Origin of the sequence: Halomonas sp. RT37, assembly GCF_040070525.1 — a bacterium.
Taxonomy (GTDB): Bacteria; Pseudomonadota; Gammaproteobacteria; order Pseudomonadales; family Halomonadaceae; genus Halomonas; species Halomonas litopenaei.
Genome location: NZ_CP098827.1, coordinates 839,698 through 860,791 on the forward strand (window position 1 = coordinate 839,698; position 21,094 = coordinate 860,791).

At 63.5% G+C, this 21,094-nt stretch carries 19 protein-coding genes; 13 read left to right on the forward strand and 6 right to left on the reverse strand.

What is annotated here, in order from left to right:
• Positions 1 to 8 precede the first annotated feature (8 nt).
• Both folK and folB read right to left on the reverse strand, forming a co-directional pair.
• Complete coding sequence (gene folK / locus NFG58_RS03865; protein WP_045991855.1) at positions 9 to 551, reverse strand: 2-amino-4-hydroxy-6-hydroxymethyldihydropteridine diphosphokinase; 543 nt, start codon at positions 549 to 551, stop codon at positions 9 to 11.
• On the reverse strand, positions 551 to 916 hold the full coding sequence (gene folB, locus NFG58_RS03870; protein ID WP_045991856.1) for a dihydroneopterin aldolase: 366 nt from the start codon (positions 914 to 916) through the stop codon (positions 551 to 553). Before folB ends, folK begins: the two co-directional genes overlap by 1 nt.
• Positions 917 to 1,120: 204 nt before the next feature.
• Here folB and NFG58_RS03875 point away from each other — a divergent pair, with 204 nt between their 5' ends.
• Positions 1,121 to 1,708 carry a glycerol-3-phosphate acyltransferase gene (locus NFG58_RS03875; protein WP_348827625.1) on the forward strand — a complete coding sequence of 196 codons (588 nt, stop codon included), beginning with the start codon at positions 1,121 to 1,123 and terminating at the stop codon, positions 1,706 to 1,708.
• 79 nt (positions 1,709 to 1,787) lie between these two features.
• Here the strand turns inward: NFG58_RS03875 and tsaD are convergent, their stop codons facing one another.
• A complete protein-coding gene (gene tsaD, locus NFG58_RS03880) occupies positions 1,788 to 2,816 on the reverse strand; it encodes a tRNA (adenosine(37)-N6)-threonylcarbamoyltransferase complex transferase subunit TsaD (protein WP_348827626.1) in 1,029 nt (342 codons plus the stop codon).
• 389 nt (positions 2,817 to 3,205) lie between these two features.
• Here tsaD and rpsU point away from each other — a divergent pair, with 389 nt between their 5' ends.
• From rpsU to rpoD, 3 genes are all read left to right on the forward strand, one after another.
• Complete coding sequence (gene rpsU, locus NFG58_RS03885; protein ID WP_013333229.1) at positions 3,206 to 3,421, forward strand: 30S ribosomal protein S21; 216 nt, start codon at positions 3,206 to 3,208, stop codon at positions 3,419 to 3,421.
• Between the two features lie 198 nt (positions 3,422 to 3,619).
• Positions 3,620 to 5,434 carry a DNA primase gene (gene dnaG / locus NFG58_RS03890; RefSeq protein WP_045991859.1) on the forward strand — a complete coding sequence of 605 codons (1,815 nt, stop codon included), beginning with the start codon at positions 3,620 to 3,622 and terminating at the stop codon, positions 5,432 to 5,434.
• Positions 5,435 to 5,746: 312 nt separating this feature from the next.
• A complete protein-coding gene (gene rpoD / locus NFG58_RS03895) occupies positions 5,747 to 7,582 on the forward strand; it encodes an RNA polymerase sigma factor RpoD (RefSeq protein WP_108131339.1) in 1,836 nt (611 codons plus the stop codon).
• A gap of 216 nt (positions 7,583 to 7,798) precedes the next feature.
• Here rpoD and NFG58_RS03900 read toward each other — a convergent pair whose 3' ends face one another.
• Positions 7,799 to 8,446, reverse strand: coding sequence for a hypothetical protein (locus tag NFG58_RS03900; protein WP_348827627.1), 648 nt, complete (start codon positions 8,444 to 8,446; stop codon positions 7,799 to 7,801).
• A gap of 179 nt (positions 8,447 to 8,625) precedes the next feature.
• Positions 8,626 to 9,549, reverse strand: coding sequence for a LysR substrate-binding domain-containing protein (locus NFG58_RS03905; protein WP_108448077.1), 924 nt, complete (start codon positions 9,547 to 9,549; stop codon positions 8,626 to 8,628).
• A gap of 239 nt (positions 9,550 to 9,788) precedes the next feature.
• Between NFG58_RS03905 and NFG58_RS03910 the strand changes: the two genes are divergently transcribed.
• The 7 genes from NFG58_RS03910 to NFG58_RS03940 all read left to right on the forward strand — a co-directional run bounded on the left by NFG58_RS03910 (position 9,789) and on the right by NFG58_RS03940 (position 17,152).
• Positions 9,789 to 11,168, forward strand: a complete 1,380-nt coding sequence (locus NFG58_RS03910; protein WP_348815404.1) for an L-serine ammonia-lyase — start codon at positions 9,789 to 9,791, stop codon at positions 11,166 to 11,168.
• A gap of 373 nt (positions 11,169 to 11,541) precedes the next feature.
• Entirely contained in the window at positions 11,542 to 12,318 is a 777-nt protein-coding gene (locus NFG58_RS03915) for an ABC transporter ATP-binding protein (protein ID WP_124802746.1), read from the forward strand.
• A complete protein-coding gene (locus NFG58_RS03920; protein WP_348827628.1) occupies positions 12,315 to 13,067 on the forward strand; it encodes an ABC transporter ATP-binding protein in 753 nt (250 codons plus the stop codon). Before NFG58_RS03915 ends, NFG58_RS03920 begins: the two co-directional genes overlap by 4 nt.
• Before the next feature lie 139 nt (positions 13,068 to 13,206).
• On the forward strand, positions 13,207 to 14,454 hold the full coding sequence (locus NFG58_RS03925) for an ABC transporter substrate-binding protein (RefSeq protein WP_045991866.1): 1,248 nt from the start codon (positions 13,207 to 13,209) through the stop codon (positions 14,452 to 14,454).
• A gap of 70 nt (positions 14,455 to 14,524) precedes the next feature.
• Entirely contained in the window at positions 14,525 to 15,412 is an 888-nt protein-coding gene (locus tag NFG58_RS03930; protein ID WP_045991867.1) for a branched-chain amino acid ABC transporter permease, read from the forward strand.
• A 1-nt stretch (position 15,413) separates the two neighbouring features.
• Entirely contained in the window at positions 15,414 to 16,400 is a 987-nt protein-coding gene (locus tag NFG58_RS03935) for a branched-chain amino acid ABC transporter permease (RefSeq protein ID WP_045991868.1), read from the forward strand.
• A gap of 53 nt (positions 16,401 to 16,453) precedes the next feature.
• Complete coding sequence (locus tag NFG58_RS03940) at positions 16,454 to 17,152, forward strand: tetratricopeptide repeat protein (protein WP_348827629.1); 699 nt, start codon at positions 16,454 to 16,456, stop codon at positions 17,150 to 17,152.
• Between the two features lie 97 nt (positions 17,153 to 17,249).
• On the opposite strand, the gene NFG58_RS03945 is transcribed toward NFG58_RS03940, so the two are convergent.
• A complete protein-coding gene (locus NFG58_RS03945) occupies positions 17,250 to 18,179 on the reverse strand; it encodes a LysR family transcriptional regulator (protein ID WP_108131345.1) in 930 nt (309 codons plus the stop codon).
• Between the two features lie 184 nt (positions 18,180 to 18,363).
• On the opposite strand from NFG58_RS03945, the gene NFG58_RS03950 reads away from it, so the two are divergent.
• Positions 18,364 to 19,473: an S-(hydroxymethyl)glutathione dehydrogenase/class III alcohol dehydrogenase gene (locus NFG58_RS03950; RefSeq protein WP_045994980.1), complete on the forward strand. Its 1,110-nt coding sequence runs from the start codon at positions 18,364 to 18,366 to the stop codon at positions 19,471 to 19,473.
• A gap of 209 nt (positions 19,474 to 19,682) precedes the next feature.
• Positions 19,683 to 20,540 (forward strand): S-formylglutathione hydrolase, encoded by an 858-nt coding sequence (gene fghA, locus NFG58_RS03955; protein ID WP_045994979.1) that lies wholly within the window; start codon positions 19,683 to 19,685, stop codon positions 20,538 to 20,540.
• Positions 20,541 to 21,094 lie beyond the last annotated feature (554 nt).

Below are 21,094 nucleotides of genomic sequence, written 5' to 3' on the forward strand. Positions count from 1 at the left end.
TTGCGGGGCTACTGCTCGAGAGTCCCCTCGAGTGCTGCGCGTGAAGGCAGCGCCCGATCCCCCCAGTGGAACTCGATGGGCCACAACGGCTGGTCGTCCGCGTCGAAGGCCTGCCAGATCTCTTGATAGCAGCGCCCGTCGAGGGGGTGGCGGTGCTCCGGCAGCAGCTCGGCCATGGGCCAGAGCACGAAGGCGTGGTGCAGGATTTCGCCTCGCGGCAGGCTGACGCCGTCGATGTCGCCTACCTGCTCGCCGACGGTGAGGATGTCCACGTCGAGGGTGCGAGGGCTGAACTTGGGGCTGTCCTTGCGTCGACCATTGGCGGCCTCGAGACGTTTGCACCAGGCCTGCAGTTCGCCAACGGACCAGTCGCTGTAGAGGGCGACCACCAGGTTGTAGAAGTTGCGACCGTCTTCGAAGCCGACCGGCTTGCTTTCGTAGACCCGCGAGATGGCAAGTTCGCCAAAGGTCTCCGACAGGGCGTCCAGGCAGACGCGAATATGCTGGTCGCGCTCGATATTGCTGCCAAGACTCAGGGTTACCAGCGCCATCAGTGGCCCCCGGGGCGCTGACCGCGCTCGATGCTGACGCCTACGGCGCGGGCGTTGGCCACCGCCCCGGGCTTGCGCAGGGTCATCTTCAGCCAGGGCACGCCGAACTCCTCCTGCAATAGTTCCGCCAGCCGCTCGGCGAAGGTTTCCACCAACTCGAAGCTGTGTTCTTCGGCGAAGACCCCGATGCGACGGCTGATGGCGTCATAGTCGAGGGTCTGGCTCAGGTCATCGTCTTGCGCTGCAGCGCGGATGTCGGTGGCCAGCACCAGGTCCAGCGTCAGGCGCTGGGTGATGCTGCGCTCCCAGTCATAGACGCCGATGACGGTATCCAGTTCAAGGCCTTCGATCAGTACCTGATCCATCGGTGATCCCCGGTGATTGTCCTCCCGGCCGCTAAGCAAGAACCGGGAAAAGCAGGTGTGACAAGGCGCCCGATTGTACTTGAGCCGCCCCCCGGGAAACAGGCCGCGGGTGACTCGCGAGTGCTCGTACTGGCAAACTACGACGGAATGCCCTTGAGTGTGGCATCTTTCGCCAGCACCGGTTGCGTCGGGTCAGGAGTCGCCATGGGTTCATCGTTGGAAGTGATACTGCCCTTGACCGCTCTTGCCTACCTGAGCGGCACCTGGCTGGGCGCCATCAGCGTCTGCCGCTGGGCCGGGCGCCCGGATCCGCGGCTCAGCGGCTCCTGCAATCCCGGCTTCTCCAATGTGCTTCGCCAGCACGGCGTGCCGCTGGCGCTGGCGACGCTGGCGATCGACGCCCTGAAAAGCTGGCCTGTGCTGCTGCTCGGCCTGTGGCTCGAACTGCCGCCCTGGGGGCTAGGCCTGGTGGGGCTCGGTGTGCTGCTGGGCCACTGCTACCCGGCGTGGTTTCGCTTCCGTGGTGGCAAGGCGGTGGCCAGCGCCTTCGGCGTGATGCTGTTGTTGACCCCTGGGGTAGCCCTGGTCAGCGCCGTGATCTGGGTGCTGCTTGCCTGGTGGGCGCACACCGCGGCGGTGGCCTCACTGACCAGCGCCACCCTGGCCCCGCTGCTGAGCCTGTGGCTGGCGCCGGACTTTGTCTGGGTGGTGCTGGTATTCGCCGGTCTTGTGGTGGCCCGCCACGCCATCAATATCGGCCGGTTGCGCCAGGGCAAGGAGCCCCACCTGTAACGCGACCGGCTCGATGGGGCAGGCAGGGCACCTGGGCGTATAGAGAGCGCAATCATGGCCCTTTCTTCTTGCTAGTCGACTACGGCGCACTGAGTTGATCCATCGGCCAGCGCGGCACCGCCTGCATCTGACCCACGATATCCTTTTCTCCTGCGATCAAACGCTGAGCACCGGCATAAGCGATCATGGCCCCGTTGTCGGTGCAGAAGCGGCCGCGAGGGTAGTAGGCGCGAGCCCCCTGTTTTCGCGTCGCTTCTTCCAGCTTGGCGCGCAGGCGCACATTGGCACTGACACCGCCGGCCACCACCAGGCGGGTGAGCCCGGTCTGCTTGAGGGCCCGACGGCACTTGATCGCCAGGGTGTCGGCGACGGCTTCCTCGAAGGCCCTGGCGACGTCGGCGCGGGCCTGGTCGTCGAGCTGGCCAGCCTGTTCTAACTGACGAATGGCGGTCAGGGTGTGGGTCTTGAGCCCCGAAAAGCTGAAGTCGAGACCCGGGCGATCGGTCATCGGCCGGGGGAAGCGGAAGCGGCCCGGGTCGCCGCCCTCGGCCAGGGCGGCTACCCGCGGGCCGCCGGGATAATCGAGGTCCAGCATCTTGGCAGCCTTGTCGAAGGCTTCGCCGGCGGCATCGTCCACCGATTCGCCCAGCAGCTGATAGCACCCGATGCCGTCAACCTGGACCAGCTGGGTGTGGCCGCCCGAGACCAGCAATGCCACGAAGGGAAAGGCCGGAGGCTCGTCCTCGAGCATGGGAGCGAGCAGGTGTCCTTCCATATGATGAACGCCGAGCACCGGAATGCCGAGTGCGCGGGCCATGCCGTGGGCGGTGCTGGCGCCGACCATCAGCGCGCCGACCAGTCCGGGGCCTGCCGTGTAGGCGATGGCGTCCAGCTGGGTGCGTTCGAGCTGTGCTCCAGAGAGCACCTGGTCGATCAACGGCAGCAGGCGCCGGGTATGGTCGCGAGAGGCGAGTTCCGGCACCACACCGCCGTAGTCCGCGTGCATCGCCACCTGGCTATGCAACGCATCGGCCAGCAAGCCGCGGTCGGTGTCGTAAAGGGCGACGCCGGTCTCGTCGCAGGAGGTTTCGATGCCTAGTACGCGCATGGATCGGGCTCGGGAAACGGTGAAAGGGGGGAGTATTCTACGCCGATTTGGCTTCCGCTGCATAAGCGACGGGCTCCCTTTCGGCGGCCGCGGCGCGCCTTGTGGCAGGCAAGCAGCGCTGGCGGCGGGTACAGATTGAAGGGTGAGCGAGACGAAAGCATTTGCAAGAAAGCGGGATGGTCACTAAAATACTGTCCGCTGCAAGACTGGGTCGTGCATCCAGGGCTCGCTTCCCCCGTCTCTGTTCCGTTTCAGGTCATGCCCGCAGGGTTCCTGCGCTGAGCTGTTGTCAGCTCAAGGGTTGGCCGGACAAGGAGTGGTGCGGGGTATTGGCCTTGAAGGTGTGCGTACAAACCGAACTCAAGTTACCCAAGGTAGGTGAGTGCTTAATGCCTTCTGTCAAAGTACGTGATAACGAGCCGTTTGACGTCGCTCTGCGTCGCTTCAAGCGTTCCTGTGAAAAAGCCGGCGTTCTGTCCGAGGTTCGTCGTCGTGAGCAGTACGAGAAGCCGACTGCCGAGCGCAAGCGCAAGGCTGCTGCCGCTGTCAAGCGTCACGCCAAGAAGCTCCAGCGCGAGCGCAAGCGTTTCGAACGGCTCTATTGATCCGTACTTGAGTCGAGCGCGGTCCGCCGCCCTCGGTTCAGGAGGACGCCAAGCGGCCGCCATTGAGGTGGCCGCTTGTTTTTCTGACGTTTGTCGCCGACTCCCGCTTCGCTTCTCTTGCTCCTGCTAGTGCATTGTCTAGCGCGTTTCAGTCCAGACTAGCGCGCTTCAGTCGAGAGGGCTCCTGTCGAGCAGAATATGGCCGGTCAGATTCCCCAGCGTTTCATCGATGATCTCCTTGCCCGCGTCGACGTGGTCGAAGTGGTAGGAGAGCGCGTCAAGCTGAAAAAGGCCGGGCGCAACCATTCCGGTCTGTGCCCCTTCCACCAGGAAAAGAGCCCGTCTTTCACGGTCAGTGCGGACAAGCAGTTCTATCACTGCTTCGGCTGCGGCGCCCACGGCAACGCCCTGCGCTTTCTGATGGAGTACGACAAGCTGCGGTTTCCCGAAGCGGTGGAGCAGCTGGCCTCGCGGATGGGAATGGAAGTGCCGAGGGAAGGGGCGGACGACCCTCGCGCCCAGGCCCGCGAGAAGAAGCGCAAGGAAGGCGTCAACCTGCTGGAAATGTCGGCCAGCTATTTTCGCGAGCGGCTCAAGATGCCGGAAGGCAAGGCGGCGCGCGAATACCTCGAGGGTCGAGGGCTGTCCGATGAGGTGCGCGAGACCTTCGGCATCGGTTACGCGCCGGCCCAGTGGGAGGCGCTGAAGCGACACCTGGGCAGCCAGGGCGTCGATGAATCGGTGCAGATCGAGTACGGCCTGCTGGTGCATCACGAGGACAGTGGCCGCAGCTACGACCGCTTCCGCGACCGGGTGGTCTTTCCGATCCGCGATATTCGCGGCAGGACGCTTGGCTTCGGCGGCCGAGTGATGGGCGACGCCAAGCCCAAGTATTTGAACTCGCCCGAGACGCCGGTGTTCCACAAGGGGCGCGAGCTCTACGGCCTCTATGAGGCACGTCAGGCCAATCATCGCCTGGAACGCCTGCTGATCGTCGAGGGCTACATGGACGTGGTGGCGCTGGCCCAGTTCGGCATCCGCAACGCGGTGGCGACGCTTGGCACCGCCACCACCGCCGATCACCTGCGTCGGCTTTTCCGTCTGGTCAGCGAAGTAGTGTTCTGCTTCGACGGCGACAAGGCGGGACGTCAGGCGGCGGCGCGGGCGCTGGAAACGGTGCTGCCGGAGATGATCGATGGTCGCCAGGCACGCTTCCTGTTCCTGCCGGAGGGGGAGGATCCCGACTCCCTGGTGCGCAAGGAGGGAACCGAGGCCTTCGAGGATCGGGTGACGTGCGCAAGCCCTCTGTCGGAGTTTCTGTTCGAGCACGCCGCCCAGGGGCGCGATCTGGCCCAGCTTGAGTCGCGAGAGCGCTACGCCAGTCAGGTGCTGGCAGCGATCGAGAAGCTGCCGCAGGGGGTGCTCAAGTCGCTGATGCTGACCGAACTCTCGCGTCGCACCGGGGTCGAGCAGTCGCGCTTCGAGGCGCTGCTGGCGCCGGCGCCCGAGGACAACGACGTCGCGCCGGTCGATGAGTTTTTCGAACCCGTCGTCGAGGACGGCGAGCCGGCTCCACGGCCGCGCCGTTCCGGCGGCGCCCTTGGCCTGATGGCGCGAACCCTGCAATTGCTGGTTCACGAGCCCAGGCTGGTGGAGCGCTTGCCCGAATCGCTGGACTGGTGCGGGGGGCAGGATGAGGACGCCCGGTTGTGCCGGGAGGTCATTACCTTGCTGCGCGCTGGCGGCTACTCAAGCGCTCAGGTGCTGCTGATGCACTTCCACGGTAGCGAGGACGGTGAGCGGCTGGCGGCGCTGGCGCGACGGGAGTTGTTGATCCCGGTGGCAGCCAGGGCGGCGGAGCTCGATGGTCTGGTGAGCTATTTTCAGAGAGCCAGTCAGACCCCGTCCCGGCAGGAAGAGATCGATGCCTTGCTGAGGCGGCAACAGTCCGGCGAGCGGTTGTCGAGTGAAGAACGCGGGCGCTTGATGGAGTTGCTGGCGGCGGGGCGCTAGGTCGCTTGCGGCAGGGCGCGAGCGCTGTCACGACGGCAGGTTCGGCTACCACCAATGGTAAGAACCTGTGAGCGTTCGACGACAAATATGAGGTATGGATGTGGGTAGGGTTGAATTTTGTCCTACCATCACCATCTAAGGGATACGGCGCTGACAAGTGGCGCAACCAGATAAACTAACACACCTGAGACATCGCGCAAACACTCCAGACTGGCAGAAGTGGCCCCAAAACCGCTATACTGTCCGGCTTACCGAGTTTCTCCACCTTAGCGCTTCAGGTGCTTCATTCTTCTTCGTCGAGATAGGGTTTCTATGGCTGGAAATGCGCAGCAGCAGTCACGTCTGAAGGAGTTGATCGCGCGCGGCAAGGAACAGGGCTTCCTGACCTATGCCGAGGTCAACGACCACCTTCCCGAAGATATCGCCGACCCCGACCAGGTGGAAGATATCATCGGCATGATCAATGACATGGGTATTAACGTCGTCGAGGAAGCTCCCGACGAAGATACCCTGATGATGTCGGATCACTCAACCGATGAATCCGCGGCTGAAGAGGCAGTGGCGGCCCTGGCCGCGGTGGAAAGCGATGTCGGTCGCACCACGGACCCGGTGCGCATGTACATGCGCGAGATGGGCACCGTCGAGCTGTTGACTCGTGAAGGCGAGATCGAGATCGCCAAGCGCATCGAAGAAGGCACCCGTGAAGTCATGTCGGCGCTGGCCTATGTGCCGGGTGCCGTCGAGTCGATCCTCGATGCCTACGATGCCACCCAGGACGAGGAAGCGCCGGGACGTCTCTCTGACCTGTTTTCCGGCTTCATCGACCCCGACGAAGGCATCCCCGGCGTGGCCGAGGCCGAAGTGCCCGAGGTGGACGAGCAGGCTGCCAGCGACGACGACGAAGACGGCGAGGAAGAAGAGGACGACTCCGGTGGTGGCCCGGATCCGGAAGAGGCCCGTGCGCGTTTCGGGCAGATTCGCGAGCAGAGCCAGGCCGCCAACGCCGCCATCGAGACCCACGGTCGTCAGTCCCGTGAGGCTCAGGAAGAGCTGGCACGTCTGGCCGAGCTGTTCTCTCCGATCAAGCTGGTGCCCAAGCACTTCGAACGTCTGGTCGGACAGGTCCGCATCAGCGTCGAGCAGGTGCGTGCCCAGGAAAAGACGGTGATGCAGCTCCTGGTGAAGCAGGCCAAGGTGCCGCGCAAGGCCTTTATCAAGGCCTTCCCGAGCAACGAGTCCCGGCTCGACTGGCTCGACGACTTCATGGCCGACAACGCCCGCTACGCCGATCGTCTCGCGCCGCTCAAGGCCGACGTTCAGCGTGCCCAGCGCAAGATCGCCTTCGAGGAGGAGATGATCCAGCTGCCGGTGAGCGAGGTGAAGGAGGTCAATCGTCGCCTGTCCATCGGTGAGGCCAAGGCTCGCCGTGCCAAGAAGGAGATGGTCGAGGCCAACCTGCGTCTGGTCATCTCCATCGCCAAGAAGTACACCAATCGCGGCCTGCAGTTCCTCGACCTGATCCAGGAAGGCAACATCGGCCTGATGAAGGCGGTGGACAAGTTCGAATATCGTCGCGGCTACAAGTTCTCGACCTACGCCACCTGGTGGATTCGTCAGGCGATCACGCGTTCCATCGCCGACCAGGCGCGCACTATCCGTATTCCGGTGCACATGATCGAGACCATCAACAAGCTCAACCGCGTTTCGCGGCAGATGCTGCAGGAGATGGGGCGCGAGCCGACGCCTGAAGAACTGGGCGAGCGTCTCGAGATGCCGGAAGACAAGGTGCGCAAGGTGCTCAAGATCGCCAAGGAGCCGATCTCCATGGAGACGCCGATCGGTGACGACGACGATTCGCACCTGGGTGACTTCATCGAAGACTCCACCATGGTGCTGCCGATCGACTCGGCCACCGGCGAGGGCCTCGTCGAAGCCACGCGCAACGTGCTCGGTGGCCTGACCGCCCGCGAAGCCAAGGTGCTGCGGATGCGCTTCGGTATCGACATGAACACCGACCACACCCTCGAGGAGGTCGGCAAGCAGTTTGACGTGACCCGCGAGCGTATCCGTCAGATCGAGGCCAAGGCGCTGCGCAAGTTGCGCCATCCGACCCGCTCCGAACCGCTGCGCTCCTTCCTCGACGAGTAACGCCTGTCTCGACCGAGCAGGGCTTGCGTCGACAGCGAAGCAGTAGGGTGAGCACAGGACGCCCGTGGCGGAAGCCACGGGCGTTTTTTCATGTCATCGAATCAGGGTGAAGCGCTGCCGCACGCGAGCGTTTCCGGCGAGCGAAGGCTGAAAGCGACAACGCCCGCGGTGATGGCCGCGGGCGTTGTCGTGTCACGACGCTGTGGTGGTCGCGAGCTATTCGCTTTTGGCCTGGCGCCGGCGGATCCACAGCACCAGTTCGACCATGGCGAACATCAGCAGGGTGTACCCGAACAGTTCCGTGACCTCTTCGGCGGCGTCCTTGAATACCCTGACGTAGCGTTCGGCGAGCAGGGCCTCCCACATCTCGCTGCGGCCGTAGAGCCGCGAGAAGGCAAAGGTGCAAAGGAAGCCTGCTGCAAACAGGCCGAAGGCGAAGCTTTCGACGAACTCCTCGAACTCGCGTACGAAGGCGTGACGCTGGCGAAGCACGCAATAGAGAATGGGCAGCAGCAGCAGGGTCACCAGGGTCTGCCAGGCGCCGTCGAAAACGTAGGCGTCGAGAAAGGCGTCCTGCTCGCGAATCAGGGCGGCGCCGAGCAGACCGAACATCAATAGCGTCACCCGTGGCAGGCCGCCCAGCACCTGGCGGGCGTAGATCAGCAAGAGGCAGCTGATCAGCAGCCACAGTGTCTGCATGCTCTCGGTAAAGCCGACTTCGCTGAAGCGAATCTTTTCGGGCAGGCCGGTCTCCCACAGCACGCCCTGCATCATCGCGCCGATGATCAGGATATAGAGCAAGGCTCTGGCGCAGGTCGCGCGAAAGCTGATGGTAGGCGTGATGGAAGGGGGGGTATTGAGCATCCCTCTCAATCTCCAGAAAAGGGGTGTATCTGGGCGTGATTATACCCGTCGAGCCGGGGGAGTGTCTGGGAATCCCGAAGGATTCTTCGCCAGTCTTCGCCATATGCTTATACAGCATAGGTAAGGCGCAAGACAGGTGCCCGATGACCTGGTCAGGGCCGCTCGTCCAGGCACGGGGGTTAGTGGTTTGTGCTGCGGCTGGCCTCCTCCACCAGCCAGTCGTGCACGGCCTTGACCCGGCGATCGTCGGTGGCGCCTGCCGCGTGGACGATGCCGTACTGCTTGCCACTGTCGACGCGGGCACGGAAGGGGGCGATCAGGGCGCCGCTCTTCAACTCGCTGGTGATCAGTGTTTCCCGGGCGATCGCCACGCCCATGCCGGCGATGGCGGCCTCCATGGTGAGGTGATTGCGGTTGAAGGTGTAGCCACGCTCCAGATTGATCGAAGGGGCGCCGATGGCGGACAGGTAGTGGCGCCACTCGCCATACTCCTGGCTGCCGCGCCAGGCGGTGATGTCATGCAGCAGCGGGTACCAGGCCAGGTCTTCGGGACGTCTGAGTGGTGGGCGGCCCTTCAGCAGGCCGGGTGAACAGACCGGGAAGATGCGTTCCTGCATCAGCGGGGTGATGGCAAGTCCCGGATAGTGGCCGTCGTTGAGGTCGAGCGCGAGGTCAAAGTCGCCGTCACGCAACGAGATGTTGCTGTCCTCGGCGGTGATATGCAGTTCGATATCGGGAAACCTGGCCTGCAGACGCGGCAGGCGGGGCATCAGCCACTTGTTGAGGAAGGAGGGCACCGAGCGCAGGCGGATGACCCCGCTCATTACCCCGCTGCGCAGGCGACTCACCTCGAGTCCCACCGCCTGGTAGGCGTCGTCCACCACGGCGGCCAGGCGCTTGCCTTCTTCGGTCAGTTCCAGGCGACGGGGCAGGCGTCGGAACAGCTTGAAGCCCAGCCGGTCCTCCAGTTGCTTGATCTGCTGGCTGACGGCGCCGGTGGTGACGTGCAGTTCCTCCGCCGCTCGGGTGAAGGACAGGTGGCGGGCGCTGACGGCGAACCCCTTCAGCCAGGCGTGGGTCTGGGCGTTGAGCAGTCGACTCATTGCGATGTGTTCCGACAAGAGGTCATGGTCTGGCCGTGGTATGGCGGTGGTTTAGGTATGGTTTAGCTGAGCTATAGTGAAGGCAAGATATTCTGCCTTGTCCATCGAAGCGATGGCAGCCAGCATAACGATATCCCGGAGGAACGACAGCCCTCGCTTTAGCGAAATTGACCTCGCAGGTCTCGGACCTCCGCCCCTCATGCCCCACACTTCGCGTCATTCGTACAAGAGGCAGCGCCATGGCTATCAGCGTATTCGACCTGTTCAAGATCGGGATCGGGCCGTCCAGCTCCCACACCGTGGGGCCGATGAAGGCCGCCTACGACTTCGTCGAGGCGCTGCGGTCGCAGGACCTGCTGGAGCGCGTCGCGGGGATCGAGATTCACCTCTACGGTTCGCTGTCGGCCACCGGCAAGGGCCACGCCACCGATCGCGCCTGCGTGATGGGACTGATGGGTGAGCGTCCAGACCGCATCGATCCGGCCGTTGTTGGCCCCTGCATCGAAGAGCTGCTCGAGAGCCAGACCCTGTTGCTCGGTGGTCAGGTGGCGGTGCCTTTCCTGTGGGCCAGAGACCTGCAATGGCACGAGGAGAGCCTGCCCTATCACCCCAACGCCATGACGCTGGTGGCCAAGGGGCACAGCGAGGAGGTCAAGCGCGAGACCTACTACTCGGTCGGAGGTGGCTTCGTCATCGACGAGGCCCAGGCCCGGGACGGAGCGCTGGATTCCGACACCACCCCCTTGCCTTACGACTTCAACAGCGGCGCGGAACTGATGGCGCTGTGTCGTCTGCATGGCATGAGCATCAGCGAGCTGATGCTGGAAAACGAGAAGGCCTGGCGCAGCGAAGCCGAGGTGCGCTCCGGTCTGTGGGATATCTGGCAAGCCATGCAGGCCTGCGTCAACCGTGGTGTCGAGGGGGAAGGGGTGTTGCCTGGCGGGCTCAACGTCAAGCGTCGCGCCGCGTCACTGTATCGCCGTCTCGAGGCGATGGGCGATGACGCGGGGCTGATCGCCACGACGTTTTCGGCGATGGACTGGGTCAACGTCTACGCCCTGGCGGTCAACGAGGAAAATGCCGCCGGTGGGCGCATGGTCACCGCGCCCACCAATGGCGCCGCGGGGATCATTCCCGCCGTGCTGCACTACTACATGAAGTTTCAGCCCGGTGCCTGTGAGAAGGACGTGGTCAACTTCCTGCTGACCGCCGGTGCCGTCGGCATCCTGTGCAAGAAGAATGCCTCCATCTCCGGCGCCGAGGTGGGCTGTCAGGGTGAGGTGGGATCGGCCTGCGCCATGGCCGCGGCCGGACTCGCCGAAGTCATGGGGGCCAGCGTTCCCCAGGTCGAGAACGCCGCCGAGATTGGCCTCGAACACAACCTGGGGCTGACCTGCGATCCGGTCGGAGGCCTGGTCCAGGTGCCCTGCATCGAGCGCAATGCGATTGCCTCGGTCAAGGCCATCAACGCCGCCCTGATGGCCTGTCGCGGTGATGGTGAGCACTTCATCTCGCTGGACAAGGCCATCCGCACCATGCGCGACACCGGCGCCGACATGCAGGAGAAGTACAAGGAAACCTCCAAGGGGGGACTCGCCGTCAACGCCATCGAGTGCTGAGCAGGACGCGGGCCCTGGTCGTGGTGGCTGACCAGTCGCTCGACGAGGACCGAACCATTGGAGCCTCTTCCTTCAGGCCCCCCACCCCCCCCCCCTTCGGCCTTGGGGGCGGCGGCCTTGATGCGTCCCCGGGCGCGGGGGCCTTGTGCTTTTCAGGGGGAAAACCTCGCGGGGCCAAGGTGTTGCCGGTTTGTCGTAAGCAACCTATTGAAATGCGGAGAATACATCTTTGGTCTTGTTCAACGCTTGGCCAATTGCGTCGGGCCTTTGACTCTTCTAGCTTACGTAAACGTAAAGTAGAGCGTCGCCATCGCGGCATCGAACAACCATAACAACCTCAAGCCAGGGACCCCGGTCCCGCAGAGGACGCCACATGACCCAGCAGTACGTGCTAGAGACCCGTGGCCTGACCAAGTCGTTTCGTGGCTTCACCGCCGTGGACGGCGTGGATCTCAAGATCACGGAAGGGCATATCCACGCCCTGATCGGCCCCAACGGCGCCGGCAAGACCACGGTCTTCAATCTGCTCACCAAGTTTCTTCCGCCGACCCGCGGCGAGATCCTCTATCGCGGCAAGCCGATCACCCGCATGCGGGCCAACGAGATCGCGCGGCTGGGGCTGGTGCGTTCGTTCCAGATATCCGCCGTGTTCGCCCACATGACCGCGCTCGAGAACGTGCGTGTGGCCCTGCAGCGCAAGCTCGGCACCTCCTTCCACTTCTGGAAGTCAGAGCGCTCGCTGGAGCCACTCAACCAGCGTGCCATGGAACTGCTCGAGCAAGTGGGACTGGCCGACGTCGCCGATGTCCTCACCGTGGAGCTGCCCTACGGACGCAAGCGTGCGCTGGAGGTGGCCACCACCCTGGCGCTGGAGCCCACCGTGATGCTGCTCGACGAGCCCACCCAGGGCATGGGAGCCGAGGACGTCGACCGTATCGTCGAGTTGATTCGGCGGGTTTCTGCCGGGCGTACCGTGTTGATGGTCGAGCACAATCTGAGCGTCGTCAGTCGTCTTTGTGATCGCATCACCGTGCTGGCCCGGGGCTCGGTACTGGCCGAAGGCGACTATGCCAGCGTCTCGGCCGATCCGGCGGTGCGTGAAGCCTACATGGGCAGTGAAGCCAGCGTCGGTGAGGAGGCCAGCGCATGAACCAGACTCTCGACAGGCCAACTCCTTCACCGGCGGTCGGCGCCCATGGCGACGAAGCGCTCAGTCTAGCGGACGTCAACGCCTTCTACGGCGAGTCGCATATCCTGCATGGCGTGGAGCTGCGCGTGAAGCGGGGAGAGCTGGTGACCCTGCTGGGGCGCAACGGTGCCGGACGCAGCACCACCCTGAAGACCATCATGAACATGGTCGGTTCGCGCAGTGGCTCGATCAAGATCAACGGCCAGGAGACCCTGGCCATGAAGCCTCATCACATCCCGCGTCTGGGGGTCGGCTACTGCCCCGAGGAGCGTGGCATCTTCGCCAGTCTCGACGTCGAGGAGAACCTGCTGCTGCCGCCCACCGTGCGCTCGGGCGGAATGAGCCTGGATGACATCTACGCCATGTTCCCCAACCTCTACGAGCGGCGCCGCAGTCAGGGGACGCGGCTGTCCGGCGGCGAGCAGCAAATGCTGGCGATGGCCCGCATCCTGCGTACCGGGGCCGAGATCCTGCTGCTCGACGAGATCACCGAGGGGCTGGCACCGGTCATCAACCAGAAGCTCGCCGAGGTGCTGATTACCCTCAAGTCTCGGGGCATGACCATCGTGCTGGTGGAGCAGAACTTCCGCTTCGCCGCGCCCCTGGCCGATCGCCACTTCGTGATGGAACACGGTCGCATCATCGAGACCATCGAGGCGCGTGATCTGGACGCTCGTCGTGAGCACCTCAACAGCCTGCTCGGGGTCTAGTGTCCATGGCCGCTGTCTTCCAGGCCTTAGAGGACCTTTGCATCAACCACAAGATGTCCGGCAGTAGCCGTTCAACAACCACTTTCTAAACAACAACCTATTCAACAACAACAAGGGCCGCTGGCCCCAGGAGCCTCCCATGACCAAGGTACACGCTTCCTCCCCCCGTCTTGCCCGCCGCCACCTGGCCCTGGCGGTCGCCGCCGCCACCGGCCTGGGCCTGGCATCGTCGGCCATGGCGCAGGATGCCATCAGCGATGGCGAGGTGCGTATCGGCTATCTGGCCGACATGTCCGGCACCTACCGTGACCTGGCCGGCCCCGGCGGCCTCGAAGCGCTGAAGATGGCGGTAGAGGACTTCGGCGGCGAAGTCGCCGGTGCCCCCATCGAGGTGTTCAGCGCCGACGATCGCAACAGCGCCGACGTGGGCGCCAACACCGTGCGCGGCTGGGTCGACCAGCAGAACGTCGACCTGGTGGCCGGCATGGTCGCCTCCTCGGTGTCCATCGCCGTGACCAAGGTGCTGGAGGAGGCCGGTGGTCTGGCCATCATTTCCGGCTCGGCGGCCTCGAGCATCACCAACGAACACTGCACCCCGAACCATATTCACTACGTCTATGACACCTATCCGCTGGCCAACGGTACCGCCAAGGCGGTGGTCGAGCAGGGCGGCGACAGCTGGTTCATGCTCACCGCCGACTACGCCTTCGGTCATGCCCTCGAGAGCGACGTGGAAAAGGTGGTCACCGACAACGGTGGCACGATCATCGATCGCGTTCGCCATCCGTTCCCGACCAGCGACTTCTCCTCCTACATCCTTCAGGCCCAGGGCTCCGGCGCCAAGATCGTCGGTCTGGCCAACGCCGGCTCCGACACCGTCAACGCGATCAAGACGGCCAGCCAGTTTGGCCTGACCCAGAGTGGCCAGCAGCTGGCCGGCCTGCTGATCTTCCTCAACGACGTCCATGCCATGGGCCTGGAGACGACTCAGGGCCTGTTGTTGACCACCGGCTGGTACTGGGACATGGATGACGAGTCCCGCGAGTGGGCCGAGCGCTACTTCGAGCGGGTGGGCAAGATGCCGACCATGGTTCAGGCCGGCATCTACTCCAGCACCACCCAGTACCTGAAGGCGCTGGAAGACGCCGGCACCGACGATCCTGCCACCGTCAGGGCCAAGCTGGGCGAGGCGCCGATCAACGACTTCTTCGCTCGCAATGGCCAGATTCGCGAGGATGGTCGCATGGTGCATGACATGTACCTGGCCGAGGTGAAGGCTCCCGCCGACTCCGAGGGCGAGTGGGACCTTTACGAGATCCAGGCCACGATCCCGGCCGAAGAGGCCTACCGTCCGCTGTCCGAGAGTTCCTGCAAGCTCGTCAACTGAGCCGCCCGCGCTCGATCTACGCCGGGGTCACCAGGGTGGTGCCCCGGCCTGATGCTCAAGGGAAATCATCATGACCATGATATTCGGCGTACCGCTGGCGGTGTTCATGGGCCAGCTGATGCTGGGGCTGATCAACGGCGCCTTCTATGCGCTGCTCAGCCTGGGGCTGGCGGTCATCTTCGGTCTGCTGAAGATCGTCAATTTCGCCCACGGCGCCCAGTACATGCTGGGTGCCTTTGCTGCACTGCTCGGGGCTCAGTACCTGGGCATCAACTACTGGCTGGCGCTGTTGCTGGTGCCGCTGGTGGTCGGCGCCTTCGGTGCTCTGCTCGAGCGTCTGGTGCTGCGGCGCATCGCCCACCTGGATCACCTCTATGGGCTGCTGCTGACCTTCGGCCTGGCGCTGATCTTCGAGGGTAGCCTGATCAACCTGTTCGGCGTGTCCGGGGCCAGCTACCCGATTCCCGAGGCGTTGAGCGGCGGCATCAAGCTGCCCTTCATGTTCCTGCCGACCTATCGCGGCTGGGTGCTGGTGGCGGCCCTGGTGGTATGCCTGGGCACCTGGTTCATCATCGAGCGAACCCGGCTTGGCGCCTACCTGCGGGCGGGCACCGAGAACCCCGCCTTGATGCAGGCCTTCGGCGTCAACGTGCCGCTGCTGGTCACCCTGACCTACGGCTTCGGGGTGGCCCTGGCGGCCTTCGCCGGGGTACTCGCCGCGCCCTTGTACCCGGTGTCACCGACCATGGGCTCGAGTCTGTTGATCGTGGTCTTCGCGGTGGTGGTGATCGGCGGCATGGGCTCGATCCTCGGTGCCATCCTGACCGGTCTTGCCATGGGGCTGATCGAGGGGCTGACTAAGGTGTACTACCCGGAGGCAGCCAACACCGTGATCTTCCTAGTGATGATCATGGTGCTGATGCTGAGGCCCGCCGGGCTGTTTGGAAAGGAGGCCTGAGATGTCCACAACCACTACTTCGCCGACGCCGACTCAGACCCGGGCCCGCGCCGCGCGCCGACGCCAGGGCATGCTGATGATCGTGTTGCTGGCCATCGCCCTGGTCGCGCCGCTGTTTGCCTACCCGGTGTTCCTGATGAAGGTGCTGTGCTTCGCGCTGTTCGCCTGTGCCTTCAACCTGCTGCTGGGCTTCGCCGGACTGTTGTCCTTCGGCCACGCCGCCTTTCTCGCCACCGGGGGCTACGTCACCGGCTTTCTGCTGTCGAGCTATCCGGGCCTGACGCCGGAACTCGGGATCGTCGTCGGCACCCTGGCGGCGGTGATCCTCGGCACCCTGTTTGGGGCGCTGGCGATCCGTCGTCAGGGCATCTACTTCGCCATGGTGACCCTGGCGCTGGCCCAGATGATGTTCTTCTTCTACATCCAGGCGCCCTTCACCGGGGGCGAGGATGGCCTGCACGGTGTGCCGCGGGGCAAGCTGCTGGGGCTGATCGATCTGTCCGACAACCTGGCGATGTACTACGTGGTGCTGGCGATCTTCGTGATCGGCTTCGCCATCATCCAGCGCACCGTGCACTCGCCCTTCGGTCAGGTGCTCAAGGCCATCCGCGAGAACGAGCCACGGGCGGTGTCACTGGGCTACAACGTCGACGCCTACAAGCTGGTGGCCTTCGTCATCTCGGCGGGGCTTGCTGGCCTTGCCGGCGCGACCAAGACGGTGGTGTTCCAGCTTGCCTCGCTCACCGATGCCCACTGGCACATGTCCGGCGAGGTCATCCTGATGACCCTGGTCGGTGGTGTCGGCACCCTGTTCGGCCCGCTGGTCGGCGCTGGCCTGGTGGTCAGCCTGCAGACTCAGCTGGCGCAGTCGCCGCTGGGCAACTGGGTCAGCGTCATCCTGGGGTCCATCTTCGTGCTCTGCGTGCTGAGCTTTCGCAGCGGTATCGTCGGCGAGATCCAGAACATGGTGCGCAAGAACTTCAAATAGACACGGCGATTGCCGCTGTTCTCCCGCTGCCCGGCCTCAAGGCCGGGCTTTTTTTGTCAGGATTTTTATCTCAGGGTGGAGTGCGTGGTTTTGATGTGGAGAAAAATATTGAAGATATGGTGAAATATAATGAGAACGCCTGGAGGTTGGGTGCAGTTGATGCGGGACACGTTCTGTTTGGAATGTACTATACCGGGGGTGGCGTCGAGAAAAACAAAGGAGTTGCATTAAGATATCTATTGGATTCAGCTAGGCTAGGTTTTATTAGATCGCAAAGACAATTGGGCGTGGCATATAGGGGGCTAACTTTACGTGACTTGGTGGATAAAGATGAAGCTGCAGCATTCGAATGGTTTTTATTGGCTGCAGAGCAAGGAGATAGGACTTCTGCAACGAATGTGGCAGTGTTTCTTCACGAAGGAAGAGGTGTAGATAAAGATGACGATGAGGCATTTCGTTGGTTTTCTAGGACGGAGGATATGCCTTATGGCCGCGATACATCAGGGTTTAGAGGGCTGGCAGCATTTTATGAAAAAGGTATCGGTACCGACATAGATCTCGTCCAAGCCTATAAATATTACGACCTTCTCTCCCCCGGCAGCGCCCCCGACAAAGCCCGCCTTGAAGAACAAATGACCCCTGAGCAGATCCGTGAGGCGATCCGACTTTCTCGCCAGTGGCAGGAAGAACACAATATCTTTGTTCCCAGCTACTACGGCCTGGAGTATCAGGAGGATGGGACCTTTCAATAGCCGCAGATGGCAGGCAATAGGAGACAAGGCTTTTGGTGACCAGATGTCGAAGGCCCTCGATACGAAAGCGTATCGAGGGCCTTTTTGTCGCTGGGGGTTAATCGGATGGCGCTGGCTCGTCGATGCCTCGCCTGTCGCGATATCGCGGTGGCAGGCGCTCTGCGAGGTGCTCGGCGAGGTAGTCGATGACCACGCGGACCTTGGGGGAGCGGTGGCGGTGGTGGGGGGTGACGGCCCAGACGCCGGTATCGCTGTGACGGTAGGTGTCGAGTACCGAGACCAGCTCACCCTGGGCCAGATGGTGCTCGACGTAGTAGTCGGGAAGCTGACCCAGGCCCACGCCCTTCAGCACGGCGTCGAGCAGGGCCGGGCCGGAGTTGCCCTGCCAGGGCCCCTTGATCGCCACTTCCCGGGGAATGCCGTCGACGGCGAAGCGCCAGCGATCGCGTGAGCCATGCAGACAGCGGTGATGCTTCAGCTCGGACAGGGCGTGGGGCTGCGAATAGCGCTGGAAGTAGTCGGGGGAGCCCACCACGTACTCGCGGCGATCGGCCAGACGACGGGCGATCATGGTGCTGTCCTCCAGCGTGCCCATGCGGATGCCGATATCGAAGCCTTCCTCGATCAGGTCCACCTGGCGGTTGGTGAAGTGCAGGCGCACGCCGAGCTGGGGGTACTGGATCAACAGGTCATTGATCAGAGGCGCCACGTAGCGCTCGCCAAAGGTGGTGGCGCAGGTCAGCGCCAGCTCGCCCCTGGGGTGAGCCTCGAAGTCCTTGACCACGGCGTCGGCCTCGCGAAAGCCGTCGACCAGCGCCTCGCACTGCTGATAGTAGAGCCGACCGGCCTCGGTCAGGCTTATCTGGCGGGTGGTGCGATACAGAAGCGGCGTATCGAGCCGGCTTTCCAGGGCGGCCACCTGTCGGCTGACGTGGGAGCTGGATACACCCAGGCGTCGGGCGGCGGCGGCAAAGGACTTCAGGCGTACCACTTCGATAAAGGCTTCAATGCCGGCCCAGGGGTGCATGGCGCTCTCCATTGTTGCGAGACAGCAACAATGTTATGCCGAATGCGTGCTTTATCCCAGTCCGTAGCGAGGTCTAGACTGTGGTCATCATCAACCGGGTCAGGATGACCCGTGCCCCTTACATCAGTGCGCCAGGCTTGGTCGTTCATGCCTGGCGTGCAACCCCCGATCCGAGGAGATTGCCATGAAGTCTCGCGCCGCCATTGCCCTTGAAGCCGGCAAGCCGCTTACCCTGACCGAAATCGATGTCGAAGGCCCCAAGGCCGGCGAGGTGCTGGTCAGGGTGGTCGCCACCAGTGTCTGTCACACCGACGCCTATACCCTGTCCGGAGCCGACCCGGAGGGGCTGTTTCCTTCGGTACTGGGTCACGAGGGAGCCGGTGTGGTCGAAGAGGTGGGGGAGGGCGTCACCAGCCTGAAGCCCGGTGACCACGTCATCCCGCTGTATACGGCCGAGTGCGGCGAGTGCAAGTTCTGCCGTTCGGGCAAGACCAACCTGTGCAGCTCGGTCCGTGCCACCCAAGGCAAGGGCCAGATGCCTGACGGCACCACGCGCTTCTCGCTGGATGGCAAGCCGCTCTATCACTATATGGGCACTTCCACCTTCAGCGAGTACACCGTGGTGCCGGAGGTCTCGCTGGCCAAGGTGTCCAAGGAAGCGCCGCTGGACAAGATCTGCCTGCTCGGCTGCGGGGTGACCACCGGGATCGGCGCGGTGATGAACACCGCCAAGGTCGAGCCGGGCGCCACCGTGGCGGTGTTCGGTCTCGGTGCCATCGGCCTTGCGGTAATCCAGGGTGCGGTGATGGCCAAGGCCGGTCGTATCATCGCCATCGACGTGAATCCGGACAAGTTCGAGCTGGCCAAGCAGTTTGGCGCCACCGACTTCGTCAATCCGAAGGACTACAGCGATTCCATCCAGCAGGTGATCGTCGACCTGACCGACGGCGGCGTCGACTACTCCTTCGAGTGCATCGGCAACGTCAACGTCATGCGCTCGGCGCTGGAGTGCTGTCACAAGGGCTGGGGCGAGTCGATCGTCATCGGTGTCGCCGGCGCCGGCGAAGAGATCTCCACCCGGCCTTTCCAGCTGGTGACCGGTCGGGTATGGAAGGGCTCCGCCTTCGGTGGCGTCAAGGGCCGTAGCCAGCTGCCGGGCTACGTCGAGCAGTACATGAAGGGCGAGCTGAACATCGACGACTTCATCACCCACAACATGGAGTTCGAGAAGATCAACGAAGCCTTCGACCTGCTTCACGCCGGCGAGAGCATCCGCACCGTACTGCATTACTGAGCCGGTAGCATCGAGACGGCGCTGATGAGGCCACGCCCGCCTGACCCAAGCGATGGGCCAGGCGGGCGCCGATTGGCGGTGAGTCGAATGCTGGCGCAGTATTGATGCCAGCTCGCCCCACCGCCAGACGGCCGCGTCGTCCGCCAGAACGCACCGCGTCGTTTTATCCGCCCCGGACCTCGGGGCTTCATCGTTGAGGGGAAGTCGCCATGTCCATGAGCGAACATCTGGAACTGGTCAGCGCCAATCGCAGCTTCGGCGGCTGGCACAAGCGCTATCGTCATCATTCGCGGGCGCTGGACTGCGAGATGACCTTCGCCATCTATCTGCCGCCCCAGGCCGAGACGGAAAAGGTGCCGCTGCTGTGGTGGCTGTCGGGGCTGACCTGCACCGACGAAAACTTCATGCAGAAGGCCGGTGCCCATCGGCTGGCGGCGGAACTGGGCATCGCCATCCTCTGCCCCGACACCAGTCCCAGGGGGACCGACCTGCCGGGTGAGCACGACAGCTATGATCTGGGCTCCGGGGCGGGCTTCTACGTCAACGCCACCCAGGAGCCTTGGAAGGCCCACTACCGGATGTACGACTACGTCACCGAAGAGCTGCCTTCGGTGGTTCGTCAGCACTTCCCGCTCAACGGTCGCGAGTCCATCAGTGGTCACTCCATGGGAGGCCACGGTGCCCTGATTCTGGCGCTGCGCAAGCCGGGGCACTACCGCTCGGTGTCGGCGTTCTCGCCGATCGTCAACCCGACCCAGTGCCCCTGGGGGCGCAAGGCTTTCTCGGCCTATCTGGGCGAGGATTCCAGCAAGTGGACCCAGTACGACGCCTGTGAACTGGTGGCCCGTGGCGCCTCACGTCAGCCGTTGTTCATCGACCAGGGCGACGCCGATGACTTCCTCGATGAGCAGTTGTGTCCAGAGCGGCTCGAGGCGGTCTGTGCCGAGCGCGATCACCCGCTGATCCTGCGTCGCCAGCCCGGCTACGACCACAGCTACTTCTTCATCGCGACCTTTATCGAGGATCACCTGCGCTACCACGCCGAGAAGCTCTACGCCAAGCGCTGAGCGAGACTTCTCGCCAACCTGCAGTACCCTCCAAGGTATCCACCACGGCCCCCGATCATCGGGGGCCGTGGCGTTTCTGGGCTCTTGATTCTTGGGTCCAGAATTTCTGCGGCCTGAACTTCCGGGCCATGGAGTGGGAGAAGAGAGTGCTGGGTTTGGCGTGTCCGGGCAGGGGGGGCGTGCGCTGGCTGGCGAGCCAAAGGCGGCGTCCCGGCAAGGCATCGCCGGGTCGCCTGGAGAGATAGCCCTGTCGTGAATGGGGAAATATGGCCGATCCTTTGCCTTGTCAGATGACAGATGCGACCTCGTCATAGTCACCAGCGACATCATTGTCGGAGACGACTGGTCAAGCGGCAGCCGATAGCGATTATTGTGATGCCGAGACTCAGTCGCCAGGCGTAAAGTCGTCGGAGAAAAGCACGGACGCTCCTGCCTGCGATACCCGTAGCGACGCTGGCAACGTCGAGGGTGTCGACACCATGCGCGAGTCCTGTTCCGTTTACGACGTCGCGATAACAACAAATGGACGTGACGGTACCTCGTGGCTTGCGACG